Below are 22,425 nucleotides of genomic sequence, written 5' to 3'. Positions count from 1 at the left end.
ATCGCCGGTCCTAGTCGTTCACCCTGAGTACGGCCAGGAAAGCATCCTGGGGAATTTCCACCCGACCGACCTGTTTCATGCGTTTCTTGCCCGCTTTCTGTTTCTCGAGCAGTTTCTTCTTGCGTGACACGTCCCCGCCGTAACACTTTGCCGTCACATTCTTGCGCAATGCCTTGACGGTGGAGCGTGCCACTACCTGGCCGCCAATGGCGGCCTGGATCGCCACATCGAACATCTGACGCGGGATCAGTTCCTTCATCTTTTCGACCAGGATCCGGCCACGACCATGAGCATGGTCACGGTGAATGATCACCGCCAAGGCGTCTACCCGGTCGCCATTGATCAGCACGTCCAGGCGCACCAGCTTGGCGGCCTCAAAGCGCTCGAAGTTGTAATCCAGCGAGGCATACCCTTTGGAAATGGACTTGAGTCGATCGAAGAAGTCCATTACCACTTCACTCATGGGCAGCTCATAGACGAGCTGGATCTGGCTGCCGAGAAACTGCATGTCGAGCTGGTTGCCGCGACGGTTCTCGCACTCCATTATCACATTGCCGACATACTCCTGGGGCACCAGGATGCTGGCCCTGACGATCGGCTCGCGCATCTCCTCCACGTCCGCCATGTCGGGCAGCTTGGAGGGGTTGGAGACATACTTGACCTCGCCGTTCTTCATTGCCAGCTCATAGACCACGGTGGGCGCCGTGGTGAGCAGGTCCATGTCGTACTCGCGCTCGAGTCGCTCCTGGATGATCTCCATGTGCAGCGTACCGAGAAAGCCGACACGGAATCCGAAGCCCAGGGCGTCGGAATTCTCCGGTTCGTACTCCAGCGAGGCATCGTTGAGCGCCAGCTTCTCCAGCGCATCGCGGAAATCCTCATAGTCGTCGGCGCTCACCGGGAACATGCCGGCATACACCTGCGGCTTGACCTTCTGAAAACCGGGCAGACGCTCGACGTCCGGCGACTTGGCGTGAGTGATGGTATCCCCTACCGGCGCGCCCTGGATGTCCTTGATGCCGGCCACCACGAAGCCCACCTCACCGGCGCGCAGAATGTTGGTTTCCTTGCGCAGCGGCGTGAAGATACCCACTTCGTTGGCCTGCCAGTCGCGCCCCGTCGACTTGATACGGATCTTCTCGCCTTTCTTCATCGTGCCTTGGAAGATGCGTACCAGCGACACTACCCCAAGGTAGTTATCGAACCAGGAGTCGATGATCAACGCTTGCAGCGGCGCTTCGGGGTCCCCTTTGGGCGGCGGAATGTCGCGCACCAGGCGTTCGAGCAGCGCGTCGATGCCCAACCCGCTCTTGGCCGATACCTGGCAGGCATCGGTGGCATCGAGACCGATGATCTCCTCGATCTCGTGGGCCACCTTGTCGGGATCCGCCTGGGGCAGGTCCATCTTGTTGAGTACCGGCAGCACCTCGAGCCCCTGCTCGATGGCGGTATAACAGTTGGCTACCGATTGCGCCTCGACGCCCTGGGCGGCATCCACCACCAGCAGCGCCCCTTCACAGGCATACAGCGAGCGTGATACCTCGTAGGAGAAATCGACGTGGCCTGGCGTATCGATGAAGTTGAGCTGGTAGGTGTTGCCGTCCTGGGCGTGATAGTCGAGTGTCACCGACTGAGCCTTGATGGTGATACCACGCTCACGCTCGAGATCCATCGAGTCGAGCACCTGCTCTTTCAACTCGCGCTCGGTCAGGCCACCGCAGCTCTGGATCAGGCGATCCGCCAAGGTCGACTTGCCGTGGTCGATATGGGCAATGATGGAGAAATTCCGAATGTGATTCAGTTTTCCGTTACTTGCTTCGTTGCTCATCTAACCCAGTCCGGTGTTCGACACGAGCGCGGCAGCGGCAGTTTTGGTCGGCGCCCGTTCACGTCATATGAATTCAATGGCCGGTATTGTACCGGCATGGCCAGGGGTTGGACAGCACAGCCGTAGGAGGCGGCAAAAACGACGACACCTTCCGCCCTTGGGCGGAAGGTGTCGCGTAGTGCGGTAACGTCTTGGGGATCAGCTACGACCCAGGCGCAGCGCCACGAACAGTGAGCGACCGTCACGATAGAGGCGCACGGGCACGGCACGATCGGTGGGCAGGGATTCGACCAGCTCGCGCAGCTGCGCCGGGTCCTCGACGCCATGATGATCGAGGCTGACGATCACATCGCCGGGACGAATGCCGGCGTCGGCCGCCGCGCCGCTCGGATCGATATCACGCACGAGGACACCGCTGTCGATACCCATCCGCTGCCGTTCGGCTTCATCGAGTTCGGCGGCTGCGATCCCCAGTCGGGCTTGAGCATCCGAAGCGCCGGAGCGTGCCTGGGCCGGCTGCTCGCTATCCGGCCAGTCGCCGATGGCCACTGCCAGGTTCTGCCGCTCGCCATCGCGCATGATGGTCAGGTCCGCCTCCTCGCCTGGCGTTACCCGGCCTATCAGCCGCGGCAGGTTGCGCGAGCGCTCGACCTCTTCGCCGTCGACCTCCAGCACGATGTCGCCGGCACGCAGCCCGGCACGTGCCGCCGGACCCTCAGGATCGAGGTCGGCGATCAAGGCGCCGCTTGCGCTGTCCATGCCGAACGATTCGGCCAGATCCCGTGAAACCGGCTGGATCATCACGCCTAGCCAGCCGCGGCGTACACGGCCGTCGTCACGCAACTGATTTGCCACGTCCATGGCCACATTGATGGGAATGGCGAAAGAGACCCCCATGAAACCGCCGCTACGAGTGAAGATCTGAGCGTTGATGCCCACGACTTCACCGTCGAGGTTGAACAAGGGGCCGCCCGAATTGCCTGGGTTGATGGCAACGTCGGTCTGGATGAACGGTACGTAGGCATCACGCGGCAATGTGCGATTGATGGCGCTGATGATCCCGGCGGTGACCGAGTAGTCGAAGCCGAAAGGTGAGCCGATAGCGGCCACCCACTCGCCAACGCGCAGACCGTCGGAGTCCCCCATGCGCAGCGTAGGCAGATCCGCCGCCTCGACCTTGAGCAAGGCCACGTCCGTCTGTGTGTCGGCACCAATAAGCTCTGCTTCCAGCTCGCGGCGATCATTGAGGCGCACGAGGATTTCGTCGGCCCCCTCCACCACATGGGCATTGGTCAGGATGTAGCCATCGTCGCTGATGATGAAGCCGGAGCCCAGCGACTGGCGCTCCTGCCCTCTTCCGGGCCCGCCACCACCGGGTGGCGCCGGCATGCGGTCGCCGAAGAAATGGCGGAAGATGTCCGGGATTTCCTGCCCGCCGAAGCCTTCGAAGGCCTGGGAGCGCCCCGGCATCATTCGGGTAGTGGAGATATTGACAACCCCGGGGGCCGACTGCTCGACCAGTACGGTGAAATCGGGCAAGTCACGGGCAAAGGCGGACTGCCACGATAGCAGCATGGCCAACAGCAACGCCCAAAGGGTGACGTGTCGCGTCATTGGCATCATAGAAGCTCCTGCATCAGCGTTGTGCTTTTCTCAGCGAAAATGTCGTTTCGTGAAACGTTTTCAGTAACGCCTTTTTTGGCAAATTGGTGACTCACACTGCTTCTTTCAAGACACATTCGAGCGGTTTCGACTTCTGAAAGATGCGCTAATCCGAAGCCGCCTGCTCCTGCCAGACCAGGCTTTCCGCCACCTGAGCCAGGACGCGAGGTGGCAGTTCACCCATCACCACGACCTGCATCGGCCGGCCCTCTACCGCCACATGGCGTACTACCGCCAGGGATATACCCAAACGGTGCAGGCCGGGAATCAATCGTTCGCGCCCCTCTTCGATGGGTTCGACGAACATGCTCAGCGTCGAAAGGCCGTCGCTGTAAATGCGGTGTCCCACTTGCGGGTCATGCCGGTCGGTATGCGTATCCACGGATTGATCGAGAAACCCGTTGGGGAGCCAACCCGCCTGCCAGGGATGTTGCGGCGGGGTGCGGCCAGCGTCCAGCACGACACCGTTCTGGTAAAGCGTCGGCGTCTGGAGTTCGGTCAATTGAAAGGTCTCGACGACACGGCCACGCTCATCGATCAGCTCGCGCTTGAGCGGCAACGCCGTTTGCTCATCGAGCCACAGGCGATGGCCGAAACGCATACCGTCGATCGGCTCGATATCGAGGCGCACCGCACTGCGATTCGCCATGCGCTCATCGCTGCCCATCGAGAGTCGATAATACCGATCGATATGACGTGCAATACCGGCAGGAGAGGCAGGCCCCTCGGCGTCGTCGCTGGACCAGCTCATGCGACCGATATGCCCACGACGCTCGAAGAAGACGGGCGGACCATCGAGAAAGCGTGCCACTTCACGCTCGACACCATCCTGAATATCGCGGGAAAGCGCCAGGGTGCGGACCCCATCGATACCGATGCGTACCGCACGCGCCTGATAGACATGGCAGTGGCCTGCCCACAGGCTACGCTCGAACCACTCCTCCGGCGATTCGGGCGCCTCCCACTCGGCAAGCTGGCGACAGTCGAATCGCTCGGCCTGGTGTCGTTCCACCGACGTTTCGGCAAACGCCGGTGGAAGTTGCGTCAGCAGGAAGACGCTACCCAATACCGCCAGGCGTGATGGTATACGCCTGCCTGCCATCAGCGCTGCCCCGGCGTCTCGTTACCCGAAGCGCGCAGCAATGGCATCCAGACATCGCCGCTCAGATAGGTAGCGCCCTGGGAGTGGCGGTCGAGATAGGATTGCAACAGACGCGCCTGCTCCTGGTCGGAGCTTTGAGACTGGCGCGGGTTGGGAGTCAGGAACAGCGGGTTGTCGAAGCCAGCGCCGACCGGCATCAAGCCGGACTGCCCACCTGAGGCCACCGGAGAGAAAAGCGGTGCCCCGGCCTGCATGGCCTGGCCGCCACTCGCGGCCGGTGAGGCAAGACTACGCTGCGGCTGGCCGGCCGCAGCCGGAGACTCACCGCCAGCGACCTGAGGTTCTCCGCCGAAGCGAGTGAAATCGGAGCCGTTGTAAAACTGCACCCCGGTGATCACCATCAGAGTGACGGCAGCGGCTATCCCGGCACCACGCGCCATGGATGGTGTGCGTCGTGGAGTGAAACGAGTTTCTTCCACCATCGGCGCCGGTTCTGCTTCCAATCTGGCCATGATGCCGGCCGAGAGATCCGTGCTGACATCGATGTCATGATCCCGCTGCAGCAAGCTGCGCATCAAGTGATAGCGCCGCCAGGCTTCCGCCGCATCCGGCTCTTCTTCGAGCGATTTCAACGCCCGACGAAGTTCGAGATCATCACCTTCGTTGTCCATCAGGGCAGAAAGCGATTCCCGTGCATTCTGACTCATTCCTCACACCCCCACATCGACAAGGCACCCTGCCTTGCTACCAATGTTTTCCGACATTCCCGAACGCACCCAACCGGAATGCCGACAGCCCACGATTTTGCCACTCTACTTGAAGCGGTCACTGCTTCAGACGTCATCGGTGCGAGACAGTTCAGCGCCGAGACGAAAACTTATGGAAAAATTCATTCAATCATCGACTCCCGAGTACGAGCCGTCGTGACCAGCGGCTGAATATGCTGGTCCACCGCCTCACGCGCTCGGAAAATACGCGAGCGAACCGTACCTACGGGACACTGCATGATATGGGCAATATCTTCGTAAGAGAGCCCATCTAGTTCACGCAAGGTTATGGCCGTGCGCAGGTCGTCGGGCAGATTCTCGATGGCTTCGAAGACCGCCGCCTCCAACTGGTCGCGCGCCAGCGATGACTCGGGGCTCTCGATATCGGCCAGTCGCCCGCTGTGATCGAGAATCTCGGCATCGACGATATCCATGTCGCTGCCGGGAGGACGCCGGCCTCGGGATACCAAGTGATTCTTTGCCGTATTGATGGCAATCCGATACATCCACGTATAGAAGGCACTCTCGGCACGAAACTTACCCAGCGCGCGATAGGCCTTGATGAACGCCTCCTGGGCGACGTCCTGCACTTCGGCGTGATCCTGTATATAGCGTCCGATCAGCCCAATGATCTTGTGCTGGTACTTCTTTACCAGCAGATCGAAGGCACGGGTGTCGCCCTTCTGCGCGCGCTCGACGAGCTGCTGATCGGTTTCCCGGTTGCCCATTCAACCCCTCCCCGACCAGGCAGCGCCCGGAAGCGGGATGAGGGAAAGTCGCGTCATTGAAGAGTGTGCCTGCATGGTATCAACCTGGAGCCCATTGGCTGCTGTATGTCCCTGGGCGCCTTCGCCCGTTAGTGACAAGTGTTCCTGTTTCTTGGCTGCGCTTCAAGCCGCCCGCCATGCCGCCCGCCATGCCGCCCGCGCTGAGACAAGCCCGCCGCCTTCGGGTTCCGCTGCGATTGCTGAATTCTTACTCGGCGGGTGTATAGTAGTTCATTCTCTTGCCATCAACGCATCACGACACAGGTAGCAACATGTCAGATCAGCTGGTCAGCAATCTCAACGTCCTGTCCCAGGACGTACTGATCACACCGGAAGCCCTCAAGAACGAGATCCCCCTCGGTGAAGTCGCCGAGAGAACGGTGATCGAAGGGCGCCGGACCATACAGAACATCCTCGACGGCAGCGATCCTCGCCTGCTGGTCGTTATCGGCCCCTGCTCGATTCACGACATCGATGCCGCACTAGATTATGCACGCCGCCTGCGCCGCCTGGCCGATGAGGTGAAAGACAGTCTTTTCATCGTGATGCGCGTCTATTTCGAGAAGCCAAGAACCACCGTAGGCTGGAAGGGCTTGATCAACGACCCCCACCTCAACGGCTCCTTCGAGATCGAGGAAGGCCTGCATATCGCCCGCAAACTGCTGGTGGACCTTTCCGAGCTCGGCCTGCCGCTGGCCACCGAGGCGCTGGACCCGATCTCTCCTCAGTATCTTCAGGATTGCATCAGCTGGTCGGCGATCGGCGCGCGCACCACGGAATCCCAGACCCATCGGGAGATGTCCTCGGGCCTCTCCAGCCCGGTCGGCTTCAAGAACGGTACCGACGGCAGCCTTGACGTGGCGATCAACGCCCTGCAATCGGTAACGCACCCGCACAACTTCCTCGGCATCAACCAGAGCGGCCAGGTGGCAATCATCCGCACCCGCGGCAACGCCTACGCTCATGTGGTGCTGCGTGGCGGCAACGGCAAGCCCAATTACGACAGCGTCAGCGTCGCGCTCGCCGAGCAGGAGCTGAAGAAGGCGGGCATCAAACCCAACATCATGATCGACTGCTCCCATGCCAACTCCAACAAGGATCCGGCACTGCAGCCTCTGGTGCTGGAGAACGTCACCAACCAGATCCTGGAAGGCAACCGTTCGATCATGGGCCTGATGGTGGAGTCCAATATCGGCTGGGGCAGCCAGAAGATCCTCGACGACCACAGCCAGATGCAGTACGGCGTTTCCGTGACCGACGCCTGTATCGATTGGAGCACGACCGAGGAGAGCATGACCCGAATGGCACAAAAGCTCGCCCCTGTCCTGGCGGAAAGAAGCCAGAGCTGAACGAGTCGCCTCGGCCATAAGGGCTCGCCTGATGGCGGGCCTTTTTGTTGCCCTACGGCTTTCAGATATCGTCGATCTGACGGGTAAAAGGCGGCAGAGCGTCGAGCAGGGCCTGACCATAGCGGCGAGTCAGCACGCGCCGGTCAAGCAGCGTTATGCGCCCCTGGTCGGCCTCTTTGCGGATCAGTCGCCCGCAGGCCTGTACCAGCTTGATCGAGGCGTCGGGCACGCTGATGCGCATGAAGGGATTGCCACCCCGGCTCTCTATCCATTCGGCCAGCGTCGCGCCCACCGGGTCGTCGGGTACGGCAAAGGGTAATCGGGTGATCACCACATGGGTCAGGTAATCGCCGGGCAGGTCGATACCCTCGGCGAAGCTCGCCAGCCCGAAGATCACACTGCCCTCGCCGGCATCGACGCGCGCACGATGACGCTCGATCAACTCGCGCTTGGGCAGGCGATCCTGAGCCAGCACCCGTTCACGCCACTTCGACGACAGCGCTTTCTCCACCGCACGCAGCTGAGCCCGCGACGAGAACAGCATCAGCACCGCTTCCTTGTCGCCGAGGGAACCGACGAAATCGACGATGGCCCGCTCGTGAGCTTCGCGATCGCCGGGGTCGACGGCCTGACGAGGCACGCTGAGCACGGCACGAGAGTAGTCGAAAGGACTTGGCAGTCGCTGGTAGCGATAGCGGTTCGCCAGCCCGGCCCGCTCCTGAAGGCGCTCGAAACGACCCAGCGCAGTGAGCGTGGCAGAGGTCACCACGGCGCCGAAGCAGCTGCCCCACAGGCTCTTGGCCAGCGTCGGCGCGGCCGACACGGGGCTTGCCGAGAAGGTCAGCTCGGGGTCGCCACCGAAGCGTTCCAGGGTCAGCCAGCGAGCACTGGGCGCCTCGCCTTGCACATCGGCCTCACCGTAGGCCTGCCATAAACCATGCGCCTCCAGTGCCCGGCCATGCAGCAGCGCCAGCAGCGGCAACCACGCTTCGGCCTGCTCGCGGGCGAGCCCGGTATGCTTGTCGGGGTCGAGGCTCTCGCGCAGGATGTCGGCCATGGTTTCCAGGGTGCGCGACAGCTCGGCGAAGCCCACCAGCAGGTTGCCGGAATGGTCGCGCAAGGCATCGGGCACCCGCCCCATTTCGAAGCGATGCTGAAGGTTCTCCTCACCCTCCTCCAGGCCATGTTGGCGCCCTGCCAACTGATGCCCCAACGAGAAGGCCTCACCCAGGCGCGGCTCGAGCGCGGCGATGGTTTCCGGCAGCCCGGCCAGCAGCCGCGCCAAGGTCGGCTGCACCGCCAACGCCTGGTTGAGCTCGGTCAGGGATTTTTTCAGATTGCCCAGCCAGCGCAGCGTACCGTTTATGCCCACGCGATGAGCGAAATGGTTCAACGCCTTGTCCGGCAGGTGGTGGCCTTCATCGAAGACATAGATGCAGTCGCTGGGAGGCGGCAGTACCACACCCCCACCGAGCGAGAGATCGGCGAGCACCAGATCGTGGTTGGCAACGATGATGTCGGCGCTTTCCATATCGCGGCGAGCACGGAAGAAAGCGCAGGCGGCGAAATGGCCGCAGCGGCGGTTGGTGCACTGACGGTGGTCGATGGTCAGCTGGCGCCAGTCGCTGTCGTCGATCGCCGTCGGCCAGCTTTCGCGATCCCCTTCCCAGCGGCCGCTGCCGTAGGCATCGGCCATCTCCTGTACGAGGGCCTGGAAATGATCGCCGCCGCCCTGGGCGAGACTCTGCTCGAACAGCGACAGGGTGGGATTGTCCTCGACGCCATCCAGCGCTTGCTCGAGGCGCGTCAGGCACAGGTAGCGCCCGCGTCCCTTGGCCAAGGCGTAATCGAAATCGAGACCGCTGTGGGCCTTGAGGGTGGGCAGATCCTGCAACAGCACCTGTTCCTGCAGGGCGATGGTGGCGGTCGCCACCACCAGGCGCTTGCCCTTGGCCTTGGCCACGGGCAGTGCAGCCAACAGGTAGGCCAAGGTCTTGCCGGTACCGGTGCCGGCCTCGAGAACGCAAACGTGCTCGTCTGAGACCCGCCGACCGGCGTCGTCGGCCTCGATGCCACCCAGCGTGCGAGCGATCTCGGCAATCATCAGCCGCTGACCGTAGCGTGGCGTCAGCCCTTGGGCCTCCAGCACGCGACGGTAGGCGGCTTGTATCTCGCCCTTGAGGGCCTCGTCGAGCATGACCGTTAAAGAAGCCCCTCGGGCGGGTGCACGCAGGGCAGCTTGTCCTGGATGTAGCGCTCGATTTCCGGCAGCGAGAAGGCATCCTCCTCGCCGACGAAGCTGATCGACACCCCGGCGGCCCCGGCACGACCGGTCCGACCGATACGGTGGACGTAGTCCTCCGGATCCTCTGGCAGGGTGTAGTTGATCACGTGACTGACATCCTCGATATGAATGCCACGGCCGGCCACATCGGTAGCCACCAGCACCTGTATGTCGCCCTCGCGGAACCGTTCCAACGTTTTGATACGCTGGTTCTGCGGCACGTCGCCGGAGAGCATGGCCACGTTCACGTCAGCTTTCTTCAGCAGCTCCTCGAGCTTGCGCACAAGGTCACGGCGGTTGCCGAAGACCATTACCCGGTCGAAGCTCTCCTGCTTGAGCAGGTTGACCAACAGTCGCGCCTTGTCGTCATCGCTGACCATGTAGACGCGCTGATCGATATTGGCCTTGTTCTCTACCGTGACCTCGATCTCGACGTGGGTCGGCTGATGGGTCCACTGGCTGGCCAGGTTGAGGATGTCCTCGGAGAAAGTGGCCGAGAAGAGGAAGGTCTGACGCTCCTCTTTCTTGGGCGTGTGCCGAATGATCCGCTTGACGTCGGGAATGAAACCCATCGACAGCATACGATCGGCCTCATCGAGCACCAGCACTTCGACCTGGGTGAGATCGACGTCGCGCTTCTCGTGGAAGTCGAGCAGGCGACCGGGAGTGGCCACCAGAATGTCCACGGTCTTGCCCAACTGCTCACGCTGTTTCTGGTAGTCCATACCGCCGACCACACTGGCCACGTTCAGGTCCGTGAAGCGCGCCAACGCCTTGGCGTCCTTTTCGATCTGCAGCGCCAGCTCTCGTGTGGGCGCCACGATCAACGCCCGCGGCGCACCGGGCTTCTGCCCGTTGGGCTCTTCCTCCTCGAGGAAGTAGGCCAGTATCGAGATCAGGAAGGCGGCCGTCTTGCCGGTGCCCGTCTGTGCCTTGCCTACCACGTCACCGCCGAGCAGGGTGTGAGTCAGCGCTTCCGCCTGGATCGGCGTGCAGTACTCGAAGCCCAGGGCGTGGATGGCGCGCATCAACGGGAGGGGCAAATCGAAGTCGTGAAAGCGCCACTTGCCCGCCACGGCAGGTACCTGGAATTGGCGCAGATCCCAGTTCGACTGCCGGCGGCGCGGCTTGCGACGACGACGCTTGGGCTTGCGGTTCTCGGCCGGGGCTGTGGTCTGTTCCGACTCGCTCATAGGCTGTATGTCTTGTCCGTAGCAATGGGATGAACTTCGTACAGCCGCATATTGTACCAGCCTATGGCGATGAGGGCGCGCCTCTTGCATTCGACTGGTAGAATGTCACTTCAGCTGCCCTTCGACACCCCATGGAGCCAGGCCTGATGACACGCCGCAAGAAGACTCGCTCGCTGGCTGACAAGGTGACCATCCGCACCGGCAAGCGCAAGGATTACAAGAAGTGGCGCCACGAGAACCCCGACCAGGTGGTCTCGTCGCGCCGTTTCACCCAGAAGAAACGCCAACAACGCAAGCTTCAGGCGGCCCGCAAGCTGGCCCGCCAGGAACAAGGCGATGGCATTGCCATCCACCCTGCACCCGCTGAGCTTGAGCACAAGGCCGGCGACAACGAGGAGCGCGACGAGTGACACGCCTGGTCTCGTTCAACATCAATGGGCTGCGTGCCCGTCTGCATCAGCTCGAAGCGCTGATTGCCGCCCACCGACCGCTGGTGATCGGCCTGCAGGAAACCAAGGTCCATGACGACGAGTTTCCCCGCGCGGCGGTCGAGGCCATGGGCTACCACGTCCATTTCCACGGCCAGAAGGGCCACTACGGCGTCGCGCTGCTGTGCCACAAGTCGCTCTGCCCGAACGGTCCTGAAGAGGTCTTCTTCGGCCTCCCCGGCGATGGCGAGGAGTCTCAGCGGCGGTTGATAGGCGCCCGGCTGCGCACCGCTGACGGTGAGGCCCTGACGGTATGGAATGGCTACTTCCCACAGGGCGAAAACGTCGAGCATCCCACCAAGTTTCCCAACAAGCGCGCCTTCTACGCCCAGCTGATCCAACTGTTGCAGGAGCGCCATTCGCCCAACGAGCGGCTGGTGGTGATGGGAGATTTCAATATCTCCCCGGAAGATATCGACATCGGCATCGGCGAGGCCAGCCGCAAGCGCTGGCTGCGTGAGGGCAAGACCAGCTTCCAGCCCATCGAACGGGAGTGGCTGGGCACGCTCAAGTCATGGGGGCTCAGCGACAGCTATCGTGTGCGTTACCCACAGGCGGACGACCGCTTCAGCTGGTTCGACTATCGCTCACGCGGCTTCGAACGCGAGCCCAGGCGCGGCCTGCGTATCGACTACATTCTGGTCACGGCGTCACTTGCCGAGCGCGTGCGCGATGCCGGCATCGACTACGAGCTACGCGGCATGGAGCGCCCCTCCGACCACGCGCCGGTCTGGACCGAGTTCGACCTCTGAACGTTTGGCGGCCGGGCATTGCCTAGCGGTAGGAGAGCTAGCGGTGGGAAAGCCAGTGCGGATCCACCTCGGCACCGCGCCGCTGCGCCTGCTGCAGTGCCTCTTGGGCCAGGTCCGGCCGCCCCCAGGAATGAGCCAGCAAACCCAGGCGCCGCCAGTCGCGGCCGTCTTCGCTACGCTGCGCCACTTCGCGCCAGGCCTCGAGAGCCCGCTGACGGTCACGGGCATCCTCCCAGGCGCGGGCCAGCAGCCGACGGTGGACAAGAGTGTCGGGCAACGACGCCTCGGCAAGCGCCCTTTCCAGATATTCGGCTGCACGGGCCGGTGTCCCGGCAGCCAGATGCAGCTCGATTCGTTGGCGCAAGTCGCCCTCGCCCCTCAACACTCCCATCCGCCAGCCGGCCTCCCAGATAGCCGCTGCGCGCTGGGTCTCGCCGAGCCCCTGAGCCAGTGCCGCAGCACGTCGCCAGGCGTCGGGCTCAGCCTGAGCGTCAAGTGCGGCCTCCAGGCCGGCGAGGGCCTCCTCGCCACGCCCAGCGCGCTGGAAGACCGTGGAAGCCAACGCCTGTCGACGTTCATCCGGGGCCGGGTCGTCGGCCAGGGCAAGCTCGACCCAGCCAGCCGCCTCGTCCCAGCGCTCCAGTTCCGCCAGGGCACGGGCCAAGCGCCAGCGGTCATCGACGCTACCGCGATGCCGCTGGTGCCAATCGAGCCAGAGCGCCACCGCCTGCTCGGTCTGTCCTGCCGCCAGGCGCAAGCGCGCCTCCTCGCGCTGCCAGCGATCTCGTTGGCGCTGCGGAGCCTCCTGAACCCGGCGGGCCTGGTTTAGATGTTCGGCAGCGGCTTCGTTGCGCCCCGCTCCCGCTTCGGCCCCCGCCGCCAGTTGACGATAGAGCGCACTGGCCCAGCGGTCGGCAACGTTGCCGCCTTCGAAGCGCTGCGCTTGAGTGCGCGCCCTCTCGCCGACCCGAGCATGCTCGCCCTGCTGTAACTGACGCTGGAGCTGTTCGAGGTCGGCGATGATATCGCCGGGCAGCGCAGGCGCATCGGCTTGCGCCGCGAAGGAAAGCAGCAAACCGATACAAGCCATCAGGCGAGTCGCACCTCGGATCTTCATGCCGTCACCTCAGCTGAAACTCTAGACGCTGCCGCGCACGGCGCACGCCGCTGGCCGGCTCGAACTGCCAGCGCGCCACGGCCTGCTCGGCGGCTGAGTCGAAGACGTTGCGCGGCTGCGACTCGATCACGCGAATGGAAGCGCGATCGACGCTGCCATCGGGGCGAATCAGGAACTGTAATTCCACATGCCCCTCGAGCCCGCGGCGCTGGGCGCGCGAGGGATACTCAGGCGGTACGCGGCTGGTGGGCGCGATCTCGCCGACGTCCACCGGCCCGGTTTCGGCAGGAGTGGGCTGCTCGGTCGCCGGCCCTGGGGTGGGCGCTGCGCTCGGCTGCGGCGGGGTCGGACTAGGTTCAGGCGCCGGTTGCGCTTCGGGCTGTGGCTGCGGCTGCGGAGCGGGCTCCGGCGGCGGCTCAGGCTGCATCTCGGCAAGCTCCGGCAGACTGCTGTCGAACTCGAGCGGCTCCATCGGCTCGGGTGGTAGCTCGGGTTCGGGTATGGCGATAGCGCTCTCCAGCGCTGGCAGCGGTTCGGGCTGCGGCGGTGGCGTGGCCTCGACCTGGGGCGGAGGCGGCTCGGCGCTGGGCTCGGCCATTTCCTCCTGCACCGACTCCGGCGCCTCGACCATGTTCATGGTCATGCTCACGTCGAGTACATCGAACTCCTCTTCGGGCGGCGTGACCAGCAGCGCCAGCAGCCAGAACAGCAGCAGCGCCAGGGCCACACCGCCCAGCGAGGAGAAAGGAATACGCGTCACGGCCGGCTCCGACTGGCGGCCACCGCCACCTGCTCCACGCCGGCCTCACGAATGCGGTCCATGACCTCGATCAGCAAGCCGGTGGTGGAGTCGCGATCGGCCTGGATCACTACCGAACCGTCCTCGCTCACCAGCCCGGCCACCTCGCCGCCCACACGATGCAGGTCCACCGCGCGACCATCGACCCACACCGCCCCTTCGGGGGTGATGGCGACCATCACCTGGGCATCGGGGCGCGGTGTGGCGGCGCTGGATTCGGGGCGCTCGATCTCCACGCCGCTCTCCTTGATGAAGCTGGTCGTGACGATGAAGAAAATCAGCATGATGAAGACGACGTCCAGCATGGGGGTCAGGTTGACCTCGCTGGCTTCGCCATCGTCGGCGCCAAGACGGCGTCTACGCATCGTTATCCTCCACGGCGCGAGCCAGGCGGTCGTGCAACCGCTGGTCCTCGCGTCGAATGATGTGCTCGAGACGGCTGGTAAACAGCAGCCCCACCACCGCCACTGCCATGCCGGCCAGCGTCGGCAGCGTGGCCCGCGCCACGCCATCCGCCATGGCCCGGGCCTGGCTGGTATCGGTCATCGCCAGGCTGTCGAACACGGCGATCATGCCGGTCACGGTACCCAGCAAGCCGAGTAACGGACACAGGCCCACCAGCAGCTTGAGCCAGGGCAGCGGGCGACGCAGCCGACCGATCAGCTCGCGCGCCCAGGCCTCGCGCAGGGTCAGCGCACTCCAGCTCAGGTGATCCTGACGCGCCGCCCAGCGCTCGACCAGGGCCCGCCTGGCCCGGCGGTAGGTAAGACGGAAATACCACACTCGCTCCAGCGCCAGACTGAACAGCAACATGGCTACCAGGGCGATGACGACCAGTACCGAGCCGCCGGCTTCGGCCAGACGCTCCAGCGGTTCAAGCCAGAGCGGCATCACGACGCGCGCTCCCGGTAACGCCCTCGGGCCCGTGCGGGCGGTGCTCGAGCTGCTCGGCCAACGCCGCGCTGGCCTGCCCTTCGACCAGACCCGCCAGATGACGGCTGCGGCCGGCAAGAGCCGTATGCGCAAACAGCAGCGGCACGGCGGTGATCAGTCCCAGCACCGTGGTCACCAATGCCTGGCTGATACCGCCCGCCATCAGCTGCGGGTCGCCGGTACCGAACACGGTAATCGCCTGGAAGGTCACGATCATGCCGGTAACGGTACCCAGCAGCCCCAGCAGCGGCGCCACGGCAGCCAGCAGCTTGACCAGCGGCTGGCCGCGTTCGAGCCTGGGCAGCTCGGCCAATACGGCCTCGTCGAGGCGCGCTTCCAGCGCTTCCGGTACGGGATCGTCATGCAGCGCGCGGAAGCGCAGCAGCACTCGGCCAAGCGGATTGTCGTCGCGCAGCGTGGCGAGATCGCGAAGCTGGCGACGCATGGCCAGGCTCACTTTCAACAAGTAGGCGTATTGCAACAGCGCCACCAGCAGACCGATGGCCCCGAGTCCGACCACCACATAGCCGACCGCACCGCCCTGATGGAAGCGCTCGACAAGGCTTGGCTGCTGGGCCAACGCCGAAATGACCTGACCACGGGTGGGATCGAGCACCAGCGAACGCGTTTCGCCGGCATGAAACGCTGCCAGGCTGGTAGCCACCTCCCGCGGGGTACGCTCCACCACCGCCAAGCTCTGGTCGTCGGCACCGCGCCGCAACAGATCGCTGTCGGTAAAGGCGACGAAATCGCCCAGCCTCACGACCTGCTGTGGGACAATCTCACCGCTGGCCGCTGCCACAGGCGCCTCGAAGCGAACCGCACTTGCGGTATTGGCCGTCAGTGCCATCAGGCTATCGACGAACGCCTCCAAGTGGCTGAGCTCGAGAACTTCCACCTCGTCCAGCCGCGGCGGCAGCGGCGTACCGCCCACCGTCAGCCAGCTGTCGGCCAGCGTATCGCGCAGCTCACCGCTGTGACGTGCAAGTGACGCCAGCAAGGCTTCGAAGTCATCGCCCTGCTCCTGCTGGCGGGCGTCGAGTTCGGCCTGACGCTCTGCCAGCATCTGCGCTTCGGCTTGCAGTTCGGCGTGGCGGACTTCGGCCTGCTCGTGTGCGGCACGAGCCTCTTCGAGAGCCGCCTCCAGGGCATTGCGATCCTCGAGCAGTTCAGCCAGGCGCGCCTGGTCGCGAGCCTCGGCGGCTTCACGCTCGGCGCGCAGGGAAGTCAGCGGTTCTGACTGGGCCTGAGCCATGCACGGTACCGACAGCAGTGCGGCAGCGATCGAGGCGATGACGTAACGTGGCGCTCTCATGCGTCGTCCTCCCCGACCCTTTCCAGCGGCTGAGAAATGGGTAGCGTAAGGAGTTCGGGCGAACGGCGATCTCGGGCAATGCGCAGGCCGTTGCGCACCTCACGACGCTGGGCTTCGTCGAGGGAAGCCCAGCTTCCCGCATCGGCCTGCCAGACACGACCGGCACGCCCATCCGGAGTGAGGTAGTAGAACCCCACCCGTCCCAGGCGCAGGTAGTCCACCTCACGGCGAGAATCGCCTTCACCCAGATAGCCGCGCCAGGTATCGACTTCGCGCCCGTACTCCAGCTCGGTGCGCCAGGCTCCGATGATGCGCTCCCAGCGCTCGGCCAGGGAGAGCTCGCCGGCATGGGAAGTCAAACTTGCGACCCGCGCCTGGCGTTCATCGCGAAGGAACGGCATGTCGCTCTCGACCCACTGCGCAAGGCGTTCTACCAGACGCTCTTGCAAGGCCGGCAAGGCCTCACGAGTTTCTTCCAAGGTGTCCAGTGCATGCTCTCGCCGTTCGAGGTCTGCCGCCTGGCGTTCGTTGCGCGGGGCGAGCTCGGCGATTTCACGTGACAGGCGGCGCTCGGTACGCTCCAGCTCGCGCAGCTCCTCGAGCATGGCACGCCCTTCATCGTCGGTAGCATCGATGCGCGCTTGTAGCTCGGCCTGGCTGCGCAGCGCCTCTCTGGCTTCCTGACGAAGCTCAGGGTCGGCGTACGCCGAGGCGGCCAGTCCCAGCCAGAGAACTGCCCCCCAGAGGCATGGATGGCGAAACGGTCTCACGTGCGGACTCCCGGCAATGACGACTTAACGGAAAAGCGTTACCGCCCAATCGGGCAGAGCGCAAAACGATGCCATAAATGATAACCGTTATCAATGATAACGCATTGGCGCTTCCGGCCACTGGGTCAGCCACAGCGTTTGACGAGACGCTCGACATGGCAAATAATGCAAATCAGTCTCATTGAGATTTATTATGGTGCCCTATGACCGCGGAACGCTCTCAGCTCTACTACACAAGCGTGTTTCTTCACGTTTCCTTCCAGGCCATACAGAGCTCTGTCGACGCCTCTCCCAATGGTGACGACACGCCCTGCTGGCTGGATGCGCAGATGCTCAGCATGCTGCATGAAGAGCTGAAACGTTGCCGGCGGGAAGCCATCCCCTTCCCGCGGGCCTGCCTGGCACTGGAAACCGCGATCTATCACTGCGGCCTGCTTAGAGCGCAGTGCCCCGGCGCACTGAACCGGCGACTCTGTCACCACCATCTCGAGGCCATCACCGTGCCTCTCAAGGAAGCCACACGGCAGTTGGGAGGCAATGCCAGCCGCGCCACAGCCCGGCATGCACCTTCGACGAGCCAACGACTGCGGCACTGGCTCGGCTGGTAAGTTCGGCTGGTCTTCCAGCAGCGCATTCCATTCGAACCGCCTTAACGAAAACGCCGCAGCCAGTGGCTGCGGCGCTTGCTCTGCGAGTCGTCACTCGGTCAGGAGATGGCCTGCTGGTAGCGGCTTTCCACATCTTCCCAGTTGACCACGTTGAAGAAAGCGCTGACATAGTCGGGGCGCTTGTTCTGATACTTGAGGTAGTAGGCATGCTCCCACACGTCCAGACCTAGCACCGGCGTATTACCGTGCATGAGGGGGCTGTCCTGGTTCAGGGTGTTTTCCACCACCAGCTTCTTCTCCGGCGTCACGCTGAGCCAGGCCCAGCCGCTACCGAAGCGCCCCAGAGCCGCCTTGGTAAAGGCCTCCTTGAAGGCATCGAAGCCGCCCAGCTCGCTGTCGATGGCCTGGGCTACCTTGCCTTGGGGGTTGCCGCCGCCGCTGGGTGACATCATCTGCCAGAACTTGGAATGGTTGGAGTGACCGCCACCGTTATTGATCACCTCCTGGCGTTTCTCTTGCGGCACACGGTCGATGCTGGCCATCAGTTCATCCACCGGAACGTCTTCGAGCCCCGTTCCCTCCAGCGCGGCATTGAGCTTGTCGACATAGGTCTTGTGGTGACGGGAGTGGTGGATCTCCATCGTCATCGCATCGATATGCGGCTCGAGTGCATCGTAGGCGTAGGGAATTTCGGGCAATGTGTGCGGCATTATTCACTCCTCCATGAAAGCAACGGAATCGAGAGTACGACCCCCGCGTTTGCATCCACCTAGCATGGCAAAGAGTTGCCATTAACGCTAATAGCCAGCGTGGAGAAAGCATATAGCCAAAGCCAATGAAGCCTTATACGCAAGAAGCCGGCACGTGGCCGGCTTCTTGCGAAACTTCGAGAGCTTACAGCTTGCTTTCCAGCTCCGGCAGGAGCTCGAACAGGTCACCCACCAGGCCATAGTCGGCCACCTGGAAGATCGGCGCCTCCTCGTCCTTGTTGATCGCCACGATCACCTTGGAGTCCTTCATGCCGGCCAGATGCTGGATGGCACCACTGATGCCCACGGCAATGTAGAGCTCCGGCGCGACGATCTTGCCGGTCTGCCCCACCTGCATGTCGTTGGGCACGAAGCCGGCGTCCACCGCGGCCCGGGAGGCCCCGATGGCCGCACCCAGCTTGTCGGCGATGCCGTCGAGCAGCTTGAAGTTCTCGCCGCTGCCCATGCCGCGCCCGCCGGAGATGACCACCTTCGCTCCGGCCAGCTCGGGACGGTCGCTCTGGGCCAGCTCCTGCTTGATGAAGCGGGACTGGCTGTTCTCCACCACGGTATCGACGCTTTCGATGCTAGCGCTGCCGCCTTCGCTTACCGCATCGAAGCCGGTACTACGCACGGTGATGACCTTGAGGCTGTCGTCGCTCTTCACCGTGGCAATGGCGTTGCCGGCGTAGATCGGCCGCTTGAAGGTGTCGGCGTCGACCACTTCGACGATCTCGGAGATCTGGGTGACGTCCTTCAGTGCCGCTACACGCGGCAGCACGTTCTTGCCGGTGGTGGAAGCGGCGGCCAACAGGTGACTGTAGTCGCCGGCCAGCTCGACCAGCAGCGCAGACAGGGGTTCGGCCAGCTGGTGGGCGTAGACGGCGTGGTCGGCGACACGAACCTTGCTCACGCCGTCGAGCTTGGCAGCGGCCTCGGCCACGGCGCCGACGTTCTCTCCGGCGACCAGGATGTCGATGTCACCCCCGATGGCCTGGGCGGCGGCGACTACGTGGGCGGTGGCGCCGGCGAGCTGGCCGTCATGATGTTCGGCGAGTACCAGGATGCTCATGAATTCACTCCTTTCTAAGCTCGGTTTTCAAAGAACGGTGTTAAAGCACCTTGGCTTCGTTCTTGAGTTTGTCCACGAGCTCGTCGACGGAGCCCACCTTGATGCCACCCTTGCGCTCGGCCGGCGATTCGACCTTGAGCAGCGTGAGCCGGCTTGCCACCTCGACGCCGTAATCGGCCGGGCTCTTGACGTCCAGCGGCTTCTTCTTGGCCTTCATGATATCGGGCAGCTTGGCGTAGCGCGGCTCGTTGAGACGCAGGTCGGTGGTGACGATGGCCGGCAGGGAGAGCTCGACGGTCTGCAAGCCGCCGTCGATCTCACGGGTGACCTGAACCTTGTCTCCCTCGACCACGACTTCCGAGGCGAAGGTGCCCTGGGGCAGTCCGGCCAGTGCCGCCAGCATCTGACCGGTCTGGTTGTTGTCGGTATCGATGGCCTGCTTGCCGAGGATGACCAGACTCGGCTGCTCTTCTTCCACCACCTTGGCCAGTAGTTTGGCGGCGGCCAGCGACTCGACGCGCTCTTCGGTCTCGACATGCACGGCCCGGTCGGCGCCCAGCGCCAGGGCGGTACGCAGCTGCTCCTGGGCGGCCTTGGGGCCGATGGTCACGGCAACCACCTCGGTGGCCACGCCCTTCTCTTTCAGCCGCACCGCTTCTTCCACGGCGATCTCGCAGAAGGGGTTCATGGCCATCTTGACGTTGGTGAGGTCGACGTCGGTGTGATCCGCCTTGACGCGAATCTTGACGTTGTAGTCGATGACGCGTTTGACCGCGACGAGTACTTTCATGGTGTCCTCGCTTGGTTCAATGGGTGAACCTGTAGTTAGGGCCTCGCTGATGCCCACTGACGATCGGGGCGAGTCAGCGATTCCGCGAAACCGGGCGGCATGTCCCTGCTCATGTCATGCATGGCGTTTCATGCAAGCGTTTGATAGGCGCCAAAAGGAAAAACCCCATCAATTTGCCACACCCAGGCTGGTAGCAACAATCCCTTCACGGGCTTCCAGGGGTACGGCAGTGTGGCACATTGCCATCGTAGGGGTGTCCTGAGTCGTTTATTATGCCTATCATGGAGAATATCGAGAAGCAAACGACCGTTTTATTTTCTTTCGACGTTGGTGGTAGCCGTCCGACGCCGAAGCCGAGGGAGGAGCGAGTGGATGTCTGAGCAAGTAGAACGCGATTCGATGGATTTCGACGTGGTGATCGTGGGAGCCGGCCCCTCGGGGCTTTCAGCTGCCTGTCGCCTGATGCAACAGGCCAACGAAGCCGGCCAGGAGCTGACGGTCTGCGTCGTGGAAAAGGGCTCCGAAGTCGGCGCCCATATCCTCTCGGGAGCCGTATTCGAGCCTCGGGCGCTCGCCGAGCTGTTTCCCGATTGGGAAGAGCGCGGCGCTCCGCTGACTACACCGGCGACTCGCGATGAAGTCTACCTGCTCAAGGATGCCGAGAAGGCCCAGAAGCTGCCCAATGCCTTGGTTCCCAAGAGCATGCACAACACCGGCGGCGACATGAAGCGCTACGTGATCAGTGCCGGCAATCTGAGCCGCTGGCTGGCCGAGCAGGCCGAGGCCCTCGGCGTCGAGGTATTCCCCGGCTTCGCCGCTCAAGAAGTGATTCACGATGAGGACAGGACCGTTCGCGGCATTCTCATCGGCGACATGGGGGTGGCCGCCGACGGCACCCCCAAGGACAGCTTTACGCCGGGCATGGAACTGCGTGCCAAGTACACGCTTTTCGCCGAGGGCGCCCGCGGCCATCTGGGCAAGAGCCTGATCTCGCGCTTCAAGCTCGACGAAGGCAAGGATCCCCAGCACTACGGTATCGGCCTCAAGGAGCTGTGGGACGTTCCCGCCGAGCAGCACGAGCCCGGGCTTGTACTGCACGGCTCGGGCTGGCCGCTGGCCAAGGATACCCACGGTGGCTGGTTCCTGTATCACGCCGATAACCATCAGGTGGTGGTCGGCCTGATCATGGACCTCTCCTACCAGAACCCCTGGCTCTCGCCCTTCGATGAATTCCAGCGCATGAAGCATCATCCCGTGCTGGCCAAGCACCTTCAGGGCGGCAAGCGCGTGGCCTACGGCGCCCGGGCGATCACCAAGGGCGGCCTGAACTGCCTGCCGAAGATGAGTTTCCCCGGTGGCCTGTTGATCGGCTGTGACGCGGGCACCCTCAACTTCTCCAAGATCAAGGGTCTGCATACCGCCATGAAGTCCGGCTTGGTGGCGGCCGAAGCGGTCTTCGAGGCTATTGCAAGCGGTGACGAGGGTGGACGGGATCTGACAGCTTTCACCCAGAAATGGGAGCAGAGCTGGGCCTACGCCGAACTCAAGGAGAGCGCCAGCTTCGGCCCGGCGATCCACAAGTACGGTACCGTGGCTGGCGGCGCCTACAACTTCGCCAACCAATTGCTGGGCGGCAAGCTGCCCAACCTGCACGACACCACCCCGGACCATGCGGCACTGAAGCCGGCCAGCCAATTCGAGAAGATCGTCTACCCCAAACCTGACGGCAAACTCTCCTTCGATAAGCTCTCTTCCGTGTTCCTGTCGAACACCAACCACGAAGAGGATCAGCCGAGCCACCTGAAGCTAGTGGACCCGGAACTGCCGATTCGCGACAACCTGCCGACGTACGCCGAACCGGCACAGCGCTACTGTCCGGCCGGTGTCTACGAGGTGATCGAGGACGACGGGGGCAAGCCGCGCTTCCAGATCAACTTCCAGAACTGCGTGCACTGCAAGACCTGCGATATCAAGGATCCGGCGCAGAACATCAAGTGGGTGGCGCCGGAGGGTGGCGGCGGGCCCAACTACCCCAACATGTGACGGTGTCAGGAAAAAGGGCGTGCCGGTCGGCACGCCC

At 63.4% G+C, this 22,425-nt stretch carries 21 protein-coding genes; 5 read left to right on the top strand and 16 right to left on the bottom strand.

The features are described from left to right. Positions 1 to 10 precede the first annotated feature (10 nt). The 5 genes from lepA to rpoE all read right to left on the bottom strand — a co-directional run bounded on the left by lepA (position 11) and on the right by rpoE (position 6,087). Positions 11 to 1,828, bottom strand: a complete 1,818-nt coding sequence (gene lepA / locus AC2VNO_RS05235; RefSeq protein ID WP_486933146.1) for a translation elongation factor 4 — start codon at positions 1,826 to 1,828, stop codon at positions 11 to 13. Between the two features lie 198 nt (positions 1,829 to 2,026). After that, a complete protein-coding gene (locus tag AC2VNO_RS05230) occupies positions 2,027 to 3,451 on the bottom strand; it encodes a DegQ family serine endoprotease (protein ID WP_486933145.1) in 1,425 nt (474 codons plus the stop codon). A 145-nt stretch (positions 3,452 to 3,596) separates the two neighbouring features. Further along, positions 3,597 to 4,592: a MucB/RseB C-terminal domain-containing protein gene (locus tag AC2VNO_RS05225; RefSeq protein ID WP_486933144.1), complete on the bottom strand. Its 996-nt coding sequence runs from the start codon at positions 4,590 to 4,592 to the stop codon at positions 3,597 to 3,599. Beyond that, on the bottom strand, positions 4,592 to 5,299 hold the full coding sequence (locus AC2VNO_RS05220) for a sigma-E factor negative regulatory protein (RefSeq protein ID WP_486933143.1): 708 nt from the start codon (positions 5,297 to 5,299) through the stop codon (positions 4,592 to 4,594). Before AC2VNO_RS05220 ends, AC2VNO_RS05225 begins: the two co-directional genes overlap by 1 nt. Before the next feature lie 182 nt (positions 5,300 to 5,481). Beyond that, on the bottom strand, positions 5,482 to 6,087 hold the full coding sequence (gene rpoE, locus AC2VNO_RS05215) for an RNA polymerase sigma factor RpoE (RefSeq protein WP_486933142.1): 606 nt from the start codon (positions 6,085 to 6,087) through the stop codon (positions 5,482 to 5,484). 311 nt (positions 6,088 to 6,398) lie between these two features. Between rpoE and AC2VNO_RS05210 the strand changes: the two genes are divergently transcribed. After that, entirely contained in the window at positions 6,399 to 7,475 is a 1,077-nt protein-coding gene (locus tag AC2VNO_RS05210) for a 3-deoxy-7-phosphoheptulonate synthase (RefSeq protein WP_486933141.1), read from the top strand. Positions 7,476 to 7,536: 61 nt separating this feature from the next. Here the strand turns inward: AC2VNO_RS05210 and dinG are convergent, their stop codons facing one another. Further along, entirely contained in the window at positions 7,537 to 9,672 is a 2,136-nt protein-coding gene (dinG, locus tag AC2VNO_RS05205; protein ID WP_486933140.1) for an ATP-dependent DNA helicase DinG, read from the bottom strand. 5 nt (positions 9,673 to 9,677) lie between these two features. Next, complete coding sequence (rhlB, locus tag AC2VNO_RS05200; RefSeq protein WP_486933139.1) at positions 9,678 to 10,952, bottom strand: ATP-dependent RNA helicase RhlB; 1,275 nt, start codon at positions 10,950 to 10,952, stop codon at positions 9,678 to 9,680. 146 nt (positions 10,953 to 11,098) lie between these two features. On the opposite strand from rhlB, the gene AC2VNO_RS05195 reads away from it, so the two are divergent. Together AC2VNO_RS05195 and xthA are read left to right on the top strand one after the other, a co-directional pair. After that, a complete protein-coding gene (locus AC2VNO_RS05195; protein WP_486933138.1) occupies positions 11,099 to 11,362 on the top strand; it encodes a hypothetical protein in 264 nt (87 codons plus the stop codon). Further along, positions 11,359 to 12,192: an exodeoxyribonuclease III gene (xthA, locus tag AC2VNO_RS05190; protein ID WP_486933137.1), complete on the top strand. Its 834-nt coding sequence runs from the start codon at positions 11,359 to 11,361 to the stop codon at positions 12,190 to 12,192. The genes AC2VNO_RS05195 and xthA overlap by 4 nt, the downstream gene beginning before the upstream one ends. Before the next feature lie 37 nt (positions 12,193 to 12,229). Here the strand turns inward: xthA and AC2VNO_RS05185 are convergent, their stop codons facing one another. The 6 genes from AC2VNO_RS05185 to AC2VNO_RS05160 are packed head-to-tail and all read right to left on the bottom strand — an operon-like array spanning position 12,230 to position 17,126. After that, entirely contained in the window at positions 12,230 to 13,309 is a 1,080-nt protein-coding gene (locus AC2VNO_RS05185) for a tetratricopeptide repeat protein (RefSeq protein ID WP_486933136.1), read from the bottom strand. Positions 13,310 to 13,313: 4 nt separating this feature from the next. After that, entirely contained in the window at positions 13,314 to 14,069 is a 756-nt protein-coding gene (locus AC2VNO_RS05180) for an energy transducer TonB (protein ID WP_486933135.1), read from the bottom strand. Beyond that, complete coding sequence (locus AC2VNO_RS05175) at positions 14,066 to 14,473, bottom strand: ExbD/TolR family protein (RefSeq protein WP_486933134.1); 408 nt, start codon at positions 14,471 to 14,473, stop codon at positions 14,066 to 14,068. The genes AC2VNO_RS05180 and AC2VNO_RS05175 overlap by 4 nt, the downstream gene beginning before the upstream one ends. After that, positions 14,466 to 14,999, bottom strand: a complete 534-nt coding sequence (locus AC2VNO_RS05170; protein WP_486933153.1) for a MotA/TolQ/ExbB proton channel family protein — start codon at positions 14,997 to 14,999, stop codon at positions 14,466 to 14,468. Before AC2VNO_RS05170 ends, AC2VNO_RS05175 begins: the two co-directional genes overlap by 8 nt. Next, positions 14,983 to 16,356, bottom strand: coding sequence for a MotA/TolQ/ExbB proton channel family protein (locus AC2VNO_RS05165; protein ID WP_486933133.1), 1,374 nt, complete (start codon positions 16,354 to 16,356; stop codon positions 14,983 to 14,985). Before AC2VNO_RS05165 ends, AC2VNO_RS05170 begins: the two co-directional genes overlap by 17 nt. Further along, positions 16,353 to 17,126 carry a DUF3450 domain-containing protein gene (locus AC2VNO_RS05160; protein ID WP_486933132.1) on the bottom strand — a complete coding sequence of 258 codons (774 nt, stop codon included), beginning with the start codon at positions 17,124 to 17,126 and terminating at the stop codon, positions 16,353 to 16,355. Before AC2VNO_RS05160 ends, AC2VNO_RS05165 begins: the two co-directional genes overlap by 4 nt. A 203-nt stretch (positions 17,127 to 17,329) precedes the next feature. Between AC2VNO_RS05160 and AC2VNO_RS05155 the strand changes: the two genes are divergently transcribed. Then, positions 17,330 to 17,734, top strand: a complete 405-nt coding sequence (locus tag AC2VNO_RS05155; RefSeq protein WP_486933131.1) for a hypothetical protein — start codon at positions 17,330 to 17,332, stop codon at positions 17,732 to 17,734. A 98-nt stretch (positions 17,735 to 17,832) separates the two neighbouring features. Here AC2VNO_RS05155 and AC2VNO_RS05150 read toward each other — a convergent pair whose 3' ends face one another. From AC2VNO_RS05150 to AC2VNO_RS05140, 3 genes are all read right to left on the bottom strand, one after another. After that, the gene (locus AC2VNO_RS05150; protein WP_486933130.1) at positions 17,833 to 18,444 is read right to left on the bottom strand and encodes a superoxide dismutase; all 612 of its coding nucleotides are present in this window, start codon (positions 18,442 to 18,444) and stop codon (positions 17,833 to 17,835) included. A gap of 184 nt (positions 18,445 to 18,628) precedes the next feature. After that, on the bottom strand, positions 18,629 to 19,555 hold the full coding sequence (locus tag AC2VNO_RS05145; RefSeq protein ID WP_486933129.1) for an electron transfer flavoprotein subunit alpha/FixB family protein: 927 nt from the start codon (positions 19,553 to 19,555) through the stop codon (positions 18,629 to 18,631). A 40-nt stretch (positions 19,556 to 19,595) separates the two neighbouring features. Continuing rightward, the gene (locus AC2VNO_RS05140) at positions 19,596 to 20,345 is read right to left on the bottom strand and encodes an electron transfer flavoprotein subunit beta/FixA family protein (RefSeq protein ID WP_486933128.1); all 750 of its coding nucleotides are present in this window, start codon (positions 20,343 to 20,345) and stop codon (positions 19,596 to 19,598) included. A 372-nt stretch (positions 20,346 to 20,717) separates the two neighbouring features. On the opposite strand from AC2VNO_RS05140, the gene AC2VNO_RS05135 reads away from it, so the two are divergent. Beyond that, positions 20,718 to 22,388 (top strand): electron transfer flavoprotein-ubiquinone oxidoreductase, encoded by a 1,671-nt coding sequence (locus tag AC2VNO_RS05135; protein WP_486933127.1) that lies wholly within the window; start codon positions 20,718 to 20,720, stop codon positions 22,386 to 22,388. Positions 22,389 to 22,425: the final 37 nt, after the last annotated feature.

This window comes from Halomonas sp. TH-94 (genome assembly GCF_057473365.1).
This window is presented reverse-complemented; position numbering and strand designations above follow the sequence as displayed.